At 26.5% G+C, this 11,791-nt stretch carries 10 protein-coding genes; 5 read left to right on the top strand and 5 right to left on the bottom strand.

Annotated features, from left to right (window positions below):
* Nucleotides 1-70 precede the first annotated feature (70 nt).
* The 4 genes from ACRDDY_RS03185 (at nucleotide 71) to ACRDDY_RS03170 (ending at nucleotide 3,499) form a co-directional block, all read left to right on the top strand.
* Entirely contained in the window at nucleotides 71-469 is a 399-nt protein-coding gene (locus ACRDDY_RS03185) for a hypothetical protein (RefSeq protein WP_438563520.1), read from the top strand.
* Between the two features lie 69 nt (nucleotides 470-538).
* Nucleotides 539-859, top strand: a complete 321-nt coding sequence (locus ACRDDY_RS03180) for a hypothetical protein (protein ID WP_438563519.1) — start codon at nucleotides 539-541, stop codon at nucleotides 857-859.
* Between the two features lie 108 nt (nucleotides 860-967).
* Complete coding sequence (locus tag ACRDDY_RS03175; protein ID WP_438563518.1) at nucleotides 968-1,789, top strand: MerR family transcriptional regulator; 822 nt, start codon at nucleotides 968-970, stop codon at nucleotides 1,787-1,789.
* A 75-nt stretch (nucleotides 1,790-1,864) separates the two neighbouring features.
* Nucleotides 1,865-3,499, top strand: a complete 1,635-nt coding sequence (locus ACRDDY_RS03170; protein ID WP_438563517.1) for an FUSC family protein — start codon at nucleotides 1,865-1,867, stop codon at nucleotides 3,497-3,499.
* Between the two features lie 108 nt (nucleotides 3,500-3,607).
* Here ACRDDY_RS03170 and ACRDDY_RS03165 read toward each other — a convergent pair whose 3' ends face one another.
* The 3 genes from ACRDDY_RS03165 to ACRDDY_RS03155 all read right to left on the bottom strand — a co-directional run bounded on the left by ACRDDY_RS03165 (nucleotide 3,608) and on the right by ACRDDY_RS03155 (nucleotide 6,778).
* A complete protein-coding gene (locus ACRDDY_RS03165) occupies nucleotides 3,608-4,198 on the bottom strand; it encodes a hypothetical protein (RefSeq protein ID WP_438563516.1) in 591 nt (196 codons plus the stop codon).
* Between the two features lie 206 nt (nucleotides 4,199-4,404).
* Nucleotides 4,405-5,268: a class II fructose-1,6-bisphosphate aldolase gene (gene fba, locus ACRDDY_RS03160; protein WP_438563515.1), complete on the bottom strand. Its 864-nt coding sequence runs from the start codon at nucleotides 5,266-5,268 to the stop codon at nucleotides 4,405-4,407.
* Nucleotides 5,269-5,593: 325 nt separating this feature from the next.
* Nucleotides 5,594-6,778 carry a class I SAM-dependent methyltransferase gene (locus tag ACRDDY_RS03155; protein WP_438563514.1) on the bottom strand — a complete coding sequence of 395 codons (1,185 nt, stop codon included), beginning with the start codon at nucleotides 6,776-6,778 and terminating at the stop codon, nucleotides 5,594-5,596.
* A gap of 1,090 nt (nucleotides 6,779-7,868) precedes the next feature.
* Here ACRDDY_RS03155 and ACRDDY_RS03150 point away from each other — a divergent pair.
* Complete coding sequence (locus ACRDDY_RS03150; protein WP_438563513.1) at nucleotides 7,869-8,864, top strand: polysaccharide deacetylase family protein; 996 nt, start codon at nucleotides 7,869-7,871, stop codon at nucleotides 8,862-8,864.
* A gap of 109 nt (nucleotides 8,865-8,973) precedes the next feature.
* Here the strand turns inward: ACRDDY_RS03150 and aspD are convergent, their stop codons facing one another.
* Both aspD and ACRDDY_RS03140 read right to left on the bottom strand, forming a co-directional pair.
* Entirely contained in the window at nucleotides 8,974-10,599 is a 1,626-nt protein-coding gene (gene aspD / locus ACRDDY_RS03145; protein WP_438563512.1) for an aspartate 4-decarboxylase, read from the bottom strand.
* 290 nt (nucleotides 10,600-10,889) lie between these two features.
* Nucleotides 10,890-11,791 (bottom strand): tetratricopeptide repeat protein (locus ACRDDY_RS03140; protein ID WP_438563511.1); only part of this gene is annotated, 902 nt, incomplete at its 5' end.

Genomic DNA, 11,791 nt, shown 5'->3' with positions numbered 1-11,791 from the left:
ATATGTTAAAATTTAAATAGATTAATGAAAGATTTAATCTATTAAAATTTAAAAAAGGGGAAGTATATTTATGGGGAAAAGGAATAAAATTATAGTAGCTAGTTCAATCTCAATATTAGTTACATTGGCTTTGAGTATTAGAGTTTTTATGAAAGAGGAGTATAAAATTATTATTCAAAATGATACTAATAATGTTATTACTAATTTAGAGTTAAAGTATATAAAAGGAGAAATTATAAAAGAAAAATTAATGGTAAATGGAAATGAAAAAATAGAATATACTTTATCTACTAAAAATCTAGAAGGTAAAAATGTAGTTTTATTAAGTTATAAAGATAAAAATGGAATGATGCAAGAAGAGATAATTATAGGATATTTAGAAAAAGGATATGGAGGAAAGGTACATGTTACTATAGAGAAGATAGATAGTGACGGAAAGTTAGATATGAAAATTAAAAATGTATATTAAAATTTAAATAGTGTTTCTTCTTATTATAGGATATAATCGTAGTATAAAACATAATTAAAGGAGATTTATATGAATACATATAGCATAAATTTTTATTTACAAGAAGAATCACATGGATGTGGTTGTGGGTGTGAAGGAGAAGAGCATACACATGATCATGAACACGCTGTACGTGATGATTATGAAGTTGTAGGAACTATTAAAACTTTTGGTGCTTGGGCCAATATTATGCCAGACAGCTTTTTAGTTAAAAGTGAGTTAAGCGCTGAAAAGATGAAAGAGAAGCTTATGGAGCATTTAGAGGCTTCTGACATCTTACTTATTACTAAAGTAGATGGAACAGATAGTGCATCATCTATAACACAAGCTATTGACTGGATAAATCAATAAATTTAAAAGCTTCTATCATTTAAGATAGGAGCTTTTAATACTATAATATATTATCAAGGTTGTAAATGAAAAAAATTACAGCCTTAATTTTTATATGGAGGAAAATGCATGAAAAATAAATTTTCAACTGGTGATGTTAGTAAAATGTTTGATGTGAGTGTAGATACATTAAGATATTATGATAAAATTGGAATATTATCTCCTATGATTAATAAAGAGAATAGATATAGAATGTATGATTTGAAGGAACTATATTTATTATCATTTATATTAGGAGCAAGGTATTTAGAGATTTCAATAAATGATATTAAAGAATGTTTAAATATGGAGGAATTAGATTTTGATAAATATATAGAATTTATGGATAAACAGAAAAAGATAGTTAGTGAAAAAATAGAATATTTGAAAAGAATAGAGAAGACTATAAAATTAAGTTCTGAAGTAATTAAAAAATCCCAAATTCATAGAAATACAAATAGTTTTAAAGAAGTGCAGATAGAAGAAAGTGGGATTTCGTTTTTTAGATTACCTATTGAAAGTTTAATTTTGAAAAATATATGTAAAAGATTTAGCAAATCTATTGAAATTGAAAATGAAACTATTGAGTATTTTACTAAAATAGAAGTTCAAAAAAAGATAGATAATTTATTTTTAAAGGGTAAATATATTTATATCGAAAAGTCTAAAAAAACAGAAAAGATTATAAAAAAAATGGAAAAGATTATTAATACTGAAATTTTAGAATATAGTATAAAGGGAAAAATAGTAGATATTGAATTTTTAGGAAATGAAGAAGAAATTTATGATTATATAAAAGGGTTAAGAGAATTTTTTAATATTGATAAAGGAGATATTTTTATAAAGATATATACATTTTTTAAATCAAAAAATGAAGAAAAATCTTTTGTTAGATTAATATGCAAAGTTTAAAATATACTATTGACTCTAGAGTTACTCCACACTTTATAATTGTGTATTGTAAAGAAAATTAGAGGAGTGATTTAAATGAGTAAATCTTTAGCTTTTAAAGCATGGGTTTTAGGGATAATTGTATTAATAACATTTATCCCATTTAAGCTTGGGAGCAATATAATGGTTGCTATGGCATCGATTCTATTAGTACCAGAGCTTGCAAAGGATGACTATACAGAAGGGAAATTAAAAGAAATAATAAAGCTTGTAGTAGTATGTAGCATACTTTCTTTTTGTGCATCTATATTTAGTTATCATATATATTTAGGTACATTTTTAACATTTATTATAGGATTTTGTATTTATTATTTTTATACATATGAAAATAAAGAATCTAAGTCAATGATATTTATGATATATTATATTCTAATTTTATCAATTCCAATGCCAAAAGGTGATTTAGGATATAGAATGATAGCAACAGTTTATGGAGCCGTTATAGCTATGGTTCTTTATTTTCTTGTTATGAGATTAGATTTTCTTAAAATTGCAAATCAGAAAATGAAAAAGGCAAAAGAATATTTTAATGAATGGGAAGAAGAGAGAGATAATAGAGAAAAGTTAGCATTAGCGTTAGAAGAAATACAAGAAGCAGAAGATTTGCTTATTAAGAAAACAGAGAAAAATAGTAAAAATAAAGTGCAGCTAGTAAAAAAAATTGGAGTAATAGAATTAATCAAAAGCTTAGGACTTACTATGGATGAAATAAAGAGAGATGAAATAAAAGAAACTTTAATTAATTTAATTAAAGATGGTTTTGATTTTTATGAAATGAAAGAAGAAATTAGATTTTATGAAAATATAAATAAATTTATAAAAATTTATAAAAATGAGAAATTTATTAAAATTATAAAAGAAAGTTATTTGGAAAATATAAATTTAAATGAAAAAATTGAAAAAAGTAAAGATGGTTTAGAAATTTTAAAAATAAAAAAAAGAGTATTAAATAAATATAGTGATGAACTAAACTTAAACTATAAATTCAAAATAAGTATGACGGGGATAAAATTTAATGCTGCAATAAAAGGAGCTATTTTAACAAGTATTGCAGTATTTGTAGTATTTTATTTTAATATAAAAGATGGTAGGTGGCTTTTATATACTATTACAGTAGTATATTTACCTTTTGCAGAGCAGAGTATAAAGAAACTTAGTCAAAGAATTTTTGGAACTTTAGTAGGATTTATATTATTTGATATACTTCTAACTATATCACAAAATAATATTTATGTATGTGCTTTAATGTTAATAAGTCTTTATTTTTCCATCTATCTTATAGATTACGGAAAACGTGCAATTTTTATAACTTATACAGGAATAGCAAGCCAATTTATAATGAATAAAAGCCAAGCCTACTATATATTATCGTTATATAGAATATGGTATGTAGTATTAGGTGCTATAATAGTATTTTTAGTGATAAAATATATATTTCCAATAAATTTTAATAAAATTATTTTAGGAATTATAGAAAGTTATAAGAGATTAGATGATAAAATATACGAATATGAAAAAGGAAAAGAAATTATAAATAAAAATGAAATATTAATAATAAGTAGATATTTATATATGAAGAGTAGGTATATTTATAAATTAACTAAAGATGAAAAACTTAAAAATATTATAGAGAGTGAGATAGTGAGAGAAAAAAATTATAAATTAATGTAGTAATAAAAATAGAATATTTAAAAATCCCAATAGAAAAATTAAAATCTATTGGGATTTTTTTATAAGGGCTATTGAATAATAAAAATTATGATAGTATTTATTTTTATATTAAGAATTAAAAGCTTCTGATAAACCTGTTATTAATTCATTATATTGTTTAGATAATTCTTCAATGTAAGTTTTAAGCTCATTAGGTGAATTAGAACTTTGTTGACTTTTAACAAAAGCATTAGTATTATAAATATTTTCCATTTCAATAAAGTTTTGATTACTTAATAAACCGTTTATGTTATTCACTAAATTAGTAGTATCTGGAATTGTTGGATTTGGTATTTTATTAAAATTATCTAAAAGTGTGTAAAAAGCTATATTTAAATTATCTTTACACAAAAGATAATTAGAAGCAGCAGCATAATTTTTAGCTGAAGTTTTAATACTACTATTTAGAAAAAATGAATTACCTAAATTGTTAAATGAAGTTGTTAAATTGTTTAGAGAAGTAGCATATCCCTTTAATACATCTTGAGATGGATTTTTAGGAAGAGTAGTTAATTCTTTATTTAAAGTTGTAAAAGTTGTAAGTGTTTTATTGTAAGCTTTTGTTTCAACATTGTTTTTGTAGAAATAAAAACCTACAAGAGCAATAATTATTATAACTATAATGGTTATTGGTATTAGTATTTTCTTTTTTTTATTCATAAAAACCTCCTTAAGTACAAGAAGTATTATACAATAAATTTTTTGTATAGTTAAAAGATAAATTGTTAATTATGGGTTTAAGAGGGAAAAATAGATAAATAAATACTTTAATAAGAAAAATTAGAGGTAAATGATAAAGAATGAAATGAAAGTTTAATAAATATAAAAAAAAGAGTGCTATGTGAAGCACTCTTTTTTAACTAATATTAAGCTCTGTTAACTGATCCGAAAAGAACCATTTTTTCTTTAACGATATCTTTTATAGCTTCAAAACCAGGGTTTAAAAGTTTTCTTGGATCAAATCCTTTTCCTTCTAAATCTTTTCCAGCTTCTATATATTTTCTAGTTGCTGCTGCAAATACTAATTGACACTCAGTGTTAACGTTGATTTTAGCAACTCCTAAAGATATAGCTTTAGCTATCATATCATCAGGAATTCCAGTTCCACCGTGTAATACTAATGGCATGTTTCCTGTAGCTGCATTGATTTTAGCTAATGCATCAAAATCTAATCCAGCCCAGTTTGCAGGGTATTGTCCGTGAATGTTTCCAATACCAGCGGCTAACATTGTAACTCCTAAGTCAGCGATTTGCTTACATTCATTAGCGTCAGCGATTTCACCAGCTCCAACAACACCGTCTTCTTCTCCACCGATTGAACCAACTTCTGCTTCTAATGATAAACCTTTTTCGTTAGCTATTTTAACTAACTCAGTAGTCTTAGCGATGTTTTCTTCTATTGAGTAGTGTGATCCATCAAACATAATTGATGAGAAACCAGCGTCAATACATTTAAAGCATCCTTCATAACTACCGTGGTCTAAATGTAATGCAACAGGAACAGTGATGTTTAATTCTTCTATCATAGCAGATACCATTGCTGATACTGTTTTATATCCTGTCATATATTTTCCTGCACCTTCAGATACTCCTAAGATAACAGGTGAATTATTTTCTTGTGCTGTTAAAAGAATAGCTTTAGTCCATTCTAAGTTATTGATGTTGAATTGACCAACAGCATATTTACCTTCTCTAGCTTTTTGTAACATTTCTTTTGCTGAAACTAACATAATACAAAACCTCCATATACTTGTAATTTATATACTAAGAAATATATAAGTATTCATATATTTCTTACGTCTTCACTAGTAGTATACCCCAAAAAGAAAAATATGCATAGAGGAATGGAGAAATTTTGCTAAAAAAGTCGTAAAATTTTTTATAAAAAAAAAGAGTAGGAGGTGTTGTTAAATGGCTTTATATAAGAGTTTTATAGATAGTGGGAACGGATATTGACAGGTGGGAAAATTTTGTGGAATATGAGTTAAAATAAAAAACCAAATTGGCTTTGCCAATTTGGTTTAAACATTTAAAATTTTAAATTCCTAATTAAAACTAGTCTTGGTAAAGATAATCTCTAGTCATTGGAAGAGTATTATTTGTTCCTTTTGTAAATAGCATTTGGTGTATATCTATAGTCCAGTAATGGAATCCAGCAGCACATGATGCTAAGTATAATCTCCACATTCTTATGAATCTTTCATCAAACATAGTTCTAACTTGATCTATGTTATCATCAAAATTTTGTAACCAATGCATAAGAGTTTTCATGTAGTGTAATCTTAATGATTCAATATCTACAATTCTGAAGTCTAATTCAGCAGCTATATGAACTTCTTCTCTAACTGTTGGAACATATCCACCTGGGAAGATATATTTAGTAATCCAGTGATTTCCTTCACTTTCAAGTGGACTTGTTATGTTGTGTAATAAGAATAATCCACCTTTTTTAAGAACTGCATTTATATTTTCAAAGTATAAAGGTAAATTATTATGGCCAACGTGTTCAGCCATACCAACACTTACAACTCTGTCAAATTCAAGTCCGCTCTTTTTAAGATCTCTATAGTCCATGAATTTAATTTCTACTAAATCTTCAAGACCTAATTCTTTAATTCTTTCATTACCTTTTTTGAATTGTTCTTCACTTAAAGTTATTCCCATAGCCTTAACTTTATAAAGTTTAGCAGCTTCAATAACTAGATAACCCCATCCACAACCAACATCTAAAAGTGTTTGACCTTCTTTAAGGTTTAATTTCTTTAAGATATGGTGTATTTTATTCATCTGGGCATCATAAAGTGTATCATCTTCGTGTTTAAAATAGCCACATGAATAACTCATAGTTTCATCAAGCCAGATTGAGTAGAAGTCATTTCCGATGTCATAGTGACTAGCAATATCAGCTTTTGATTTTGATCTTGAGTTTGAAGCTATTTTTCCAACAAATTTTAAAAGAACACTATCATTTAAGAAGCTATCACTTTGTCTCATGATACTTTCAAATATTTCTTGAAGATTTCCTTCTAAATCAATTTTTCCATCCATATATGCTTCACCAAGTGCAATACTTGCGTCAGCTAAAATTTCTTTTTTTGGAGGGAAGTCATTTATTATTACTTTAAATTCAGGAGTCCCTTCACCATAGTTTATTTCTTCGCCATCCCAAAGTTTAAGTGTAAAAGGTTTATCACTTAATTTTTTACAGAATGATTTAACAATCGTTTTATCCATTGCCATTTTATTCACCTCTTGTTTAAATTTGCGTTTAATATGTATCTATATAGGATTTAATGTTACTATATAAAATTATTAACTTAACATAGAAAGATTATACATTTATATAAAAATTAAATTAAAATAAAGAAAAAGATGAAAATTAGTTAAAAAATACGGAAATTTGAAAAAAATATAGTAAAAGCTTGAAAAAACATAGAAATACTAAAAATATCTATACAAGTTCAAATTTGAAATGAATGAAAGCTAATAAAATCAAGGGATAAGAAGGTATAAGAAGGAAATAAATAAAAATAATAACTTTTAATGAATAAAGGGTAGAAATATAAAGAAATAACAAGAAAAATTAATAAAGTTAAGCTAAGATGTATTAATGGTTAACAAAATAAAAATGAAATAAAAAAAATAAAATTATAAAATACTACAAAAAAAGAGACTCTAGTATATTTTTTATAGAAATTAAGTTACAAAAAATACATAAAATAATTAAAACTCCATAGAGGAGTTTTAAAAAAATACAAAACAATAGATTATAGATAGAATGATTAGAAGTGAGAGTATTAAAAGTATTTTTGTAATAAGAGAAAAATGGGAATGTTTTTTAAATGTATGACTATTTGAAAAGTTAAGAATTGGTGCATTATCATGAAAGGAATCTTTTTTTAAATGGTTTTTATAAAGATGACTAACTTCTATATAGGATTTATCTATAGATGAAATTATAATATGATTTTCAAATTTTTTTTGTTTATTATTTAATTTTGTAGAATATGCTTTTGTGTAAAAGCATATTGTATTAAATGAAATAAAAAGTATAAGAATAATTAATAATTTTAAATATCCTTTAGATAAAAGCTTTATCATATAAATCTCCTTTGTAAATTTTTAAGTTTTTTCATTATAATACAAAACTAAAAATAAATAAATGGCAAAAATTATAAAGAAAAAATTGAAAAAGTTTAATTTGTTTAAAAAATGACAAAAAATTAATAAAAATATACATAAATGTATCAAAAAATTAACTTTTTTATTTTAAAAATAATGTAAAATAATTATAGAAACAAAATGTTTAATTGTTCTGGAGGGGAAAATAATGGGGAACAGAAGAAGAAAAAAAGGAAATTATAGACTTGTTATAGCAATTATAGTTGTAGTTGTAGTTGTTGTGGGAGGAGCTAGTATTGCATTCGCTCATAGTAAGAAGGAGACTGCTATAAAAGATAGTAGTAAAGAAACCGTGACACAAGCAAATACACAAAAAGAGCAAGTAAAAGAAACACCAAAGCAAGAGGTGCCAAGTAATAAATATGGATATCCTCAAAATGGAAATAATATAATTGATAGTGCAAAATCTTATGCAGTTCCAGCAAATCAAGTTTTTGATATGATTGAAACGGCTAAAAAAGTAAATAATGAAAAAGAAGTATTTTTAACTTTTGATGATGGACCAAGTGAAAATACACCTAAAATTTTAAAGATTCTTAAAGATAACGATGTTCATGCTACATTTTTTGCAATGGGTAGTAATTTAGAGTCAAAACAAAATCAAGAGTATTTAAAAGAAGCATATGAAAGTGGGAATGCTATAGGAAATCATACATACTCACATGATTTTCATAAATTATATCCAGGAAATAGTGTTAATGTAAATGTATTTATGAAAGAGATAACAAAAACAGATGATATGATGAGAAATATTTTAGGGCCTGGATTTAATACAAGAGTTATAAGAATGCCAGGTGGGTATATGTCAAGAAGTTATTATCATGATCCAAACTTAAAGGCTTTAAATACTGCATATAAAGATTGTAATATAGTTTCAATTGATTGGGATGCAGAAACAGGAGATGCAACAGGAAATAATATTGCACCAAGTAAGCTTATAAGTACAGCAATTAAAGAATCAACAAATGAAGAACATGTAATTTTATTAATGCATGATGCAGCAGCTAAAGGAACATCAGTTACCGCATTACCAGACATAATAAAATACTACAAAGATCACGGATATTCATTTAAAGTAATAGAAAACTCACCAATACAAAACACAACAACAAGTAATACAAATACACAAACAAATAGTAATTAATAATTAAAAATGAAAAATTAAAAAAGCTATGGTAGGAGAGAATATCAAATCATAGCTTTTTTCTTCGTTAAAAAAACTCGCCTAAGCGAGTTTTCTCATTAATTCTTAACTACTTAATTTTCGAGTTTTTCCATGATTTAACGAATTCTTCTAAAATATTATGAAGTATGTTTCCAATTTTAGAGTATGCGTTATCATTTAGGTTAGCTAGAGATATTCTTATAGACCACTCAGGACCTTGAAATCCACTGCCACTTAATAAAACTATCGAAGACTCCTGTGCAAGTCTATAAAGTATATGTGATGGCTTATGATACTTTTGAAGGTATGCAGCAAATTCTGATCCATAATATTTATTAGCCCATTCTAAAAGGTCGAATTGAGTATAATAAGCTGCATCATATTTATTATTAGGTAACTCTAAATCTAATCCTTCAAATAATAGTTTTTGTCTATGATGACAAATATCTATAGTTTTATTTTTATATCTATTATTTGTATCTAAAATTGCAAACATACAGAAGAATGCCATTTGAACTTGTTGTGGAGTGGAAAGACCTGCTGTATGGTTTAAAGCAACCTGTCTACTATCAGCAACTATTCTATCTATGAAAGGAACTGTTGAAGGATCTTTACACATATCACCATATCTTTTATTTAAAATCTTTTTATGTTCAGCTGGAAGTTCTTTTATAAGTTTATCAAAAACATTGTTTTCATGTAGTGCAATAGTTCCAAGTCTCCATCCAGTAACACCAAAATATTTAGAGAATGAATATACTCCAGCAGTATTATATGGTAAATCATTCATAAGAGAACGGAAACCGGGTACAAATGTACCATAAACATCATCTGAGATTATTAAAAGATTTGGATTATGTTCTTTTACAATAGATATAATATGATCTCTACATCTATCACTTAAAGCAATTGATGGTGGGTTACTTGGATTTACTATAAATAATGCTTTAATATCCGGATTTTTTAATTTATCAAGCTCTTCCTTAGGATATTGCCAAGTATGAGTGCCACCAGCACTTTCACCACTAGAACTAATAGGAACCACATTAAAATTGTAATTAGGAAGAGTAGGAATTTCTAAATATGGAGTAAAAATTGGTGTCATTATAGCAATTGTATCGCCTTCATTTAAAAGATGATTAACCTTTAATGAATCGAAAAGATAACACATTGCAGCGGTTGCACCTTCAACTGCATAAATATGAAATTTATCATCTTTATTATTTCTATATTTCATTTCTTGAACTAAATAATCGTGAACTACACTTTCGATATGAGTAAGCATTCTATCTGGAAAAGGATAGTTATCTCCAATTATTCCATCAGTTAATTCAAAAACCCAATCATCAGGAGTGAAACCTTTAGTTTCTACACCATAATTAATCATATTTTTAAGGAGATCCATGCCTGGAGCGTCACTGTTTTCATTATAAAACTCTAAGAATCTATCATAAATTCCTTCTTTACTTGGCATACCAGCTAAGTCCCAATTTTGCCAAGTTCTTTGAGTTTCTAAAACAGCAAATTGACCAAATGTGAAAAAAGCTTGACGAGGAGTAGCGCAAGTCCAATTTGGATTACCACGTCCAGCATCTAAAAGGGTACGTGCACCTTTTTCCTCAGTTGCAAGACCTATAAGTTTATTTTTAAATTCAAAAGGACTAATTTTTCCATAAATTTTTTCTATTTCTTCACGTTGAATATTAATATCCATAAAATACCTCCACGAGTAAAATTATTTACAAAGTATAAAAAGTATAGACAGATTTTAAAAATAAAATTTGTCTAATATCTAATAGCATATTTCCTATTTGAAATAGGAAATATGCTATTAGATAAAGAAAATTATACTATATATTTTCTTATTAAAATAAAACAAAGCTTTATAATAGTGTTAATTTTTTTTGACTATTTTATTATGAAAATTTAAAAAAAGATAAAAATAATAGCTACCAAAATACTAAAATAAACCCAGTAAGAATCTTCCTACTGGGTTTAGTAAAACTATTTTGCATTTAAAATGTTTTGAATATCTGAATTATTATATTCCGAATTAGGGAATTGTGATTGTAATTCTTTTGCGTAAGTTTGAGCTTCTTGTACATGACCTTGAGCGAAGTAGTACTTAGCTAAAACATAAAGACATCCTGAATTATAAATATTATCATTAGGGAAGTTCTTTAAGTAAAGCTTGTAGTATTCAACAGCTTTAGCATGGTCACCTAGTGCTGAATAAGATGCTCCCATAAAGTAAGTTAAATGTGGAGCTAAATAATTACCGTTTGCAAATGGCAATGCTTTTTGGAAATTATTTATAGCAGCTTGGTAATTTTTATTGCTATAATCATTCATACCTTGATCATAGAAGTATTGAATACCACTATCTTGCATAAGTTTTAAACCAGCAGTATATGAAGCTTTTTCAGCAGATGGAACTTCATTTTCAGGTGCCTTAGATAAAAGTGTAGCAAGCTCATTATAATTGTCACTACTAATAGCATTTTGCATTGAAGTATTAAAATTAGTCCAATCTACTTTAGGTGCTGTAACCTGTGGAGTTTCATTTTTTTTTGATGAGCTACTAGAAGCAGCATAAATTCCGATTCCTCCAGCAACTACAACAACAGCAGCAATTACTATAGCAACAACTTTTTTATTAAAGCTTGTATGACTAGTAACTTTTGATGGTTTTGCAATTTCAATTTTTGGTGATACTGGCGATTTTTCAGTAGAAGTTTTATTCTCTGAACTATTTTTAAGTTTAGCTTCAGCTTCTTCTTTAGCTTTAGCAGCAGCTTTAAGTTTAGCTTCAGCTTCTTCTTTAGCTCTAGTAGCAACTTTTATTTCAGCTTCAGCTTTTAAAGCCTCTTTTTTAGCTTCGGCTTCAAGTTTAGCTTTTTCCTCAG

This window comes from Clostridium sp., from assembly GCF_051656525.1.
Taxonomy (GTDB): Bacteria; Bacillota; Clostridia; order Clostridiales; family Clostridiaceae; genus Clostridium.
The sequence above is the reverse complement of the archived record's forward strand: the minus strand, read 5'-3'. Positions and strand labels throughout refer to the sequence as shown.

What these genes read in the sequence shown, in the direction of transcription:
- ACRDDY_RS03185 (WP_438563520.1), top strand. Translation starts at nt 71, where the DNA reads ATGGGGAAAAGGAATAAAATTATAGTAGCTAGTTCAATCTCAATATTA.
- ACRDDY_RS03180 (WP_438563519.1), top strand. Translation starts at nt 539, where the DNA reads ATGAATACATATAGCATAAATTTTTATTTACAAGAAGAATCACATGGA.
- ACRDDY_RS03175 (WP_438563518.1), top strand. Translation starts at nt 968, where the DNA reads ATGAAAAATAAATTTTCAACTGGTGATGTTAGTAAAATGTTTGATGTG.
- ACRDDY_RS03170 (WP_438563517.1), top strand. Translation starts at nt 1,865, where the DNA reads ATGAGTAAATCTTTAGCTTTTAAAGCATGGGTTTTAGGGATAATTGTA.
- ACRDDY_RS03165 (WP_438563516.1), bottom strand. Translation starts at nt 4,198, where the DNA reads ATGAATAAAAAAAAGAAAATACTAATACCAATAACCATTATAGTTATA.
- fba (WP_438563515.1), bottom strand. Translation starts at nt 5,268, where the DNA reads ATGTTAGTTTCAGCAAAAGAAATGTTACAAAAAGCTAGAGAAGGTAAA.
- ACRDDY_RS03155 (WP_438563514.1), bottom strand. Translation starts at nt 6,778, where the DNA reads ATGGCAATGGATAAAACGATTGTTAAATCATTCTGTAAAAAATTAAGT.
- ACRDDY_RS03150 (WP_438563513.1), top strand. Translation starts at nt 7,869, where the DNA reads ATGGGGAACAGAAGAAGAAAAAAAGGAAATTATAGACTTGTTATAGCA.
- aspD (WP_438563512.1), bottom strand. Translation starts at nt 10,599, where the DNA reads ATGGATATTAATATTCAACGTGAAGAAATAGAAAAAATTTATGGAAAA.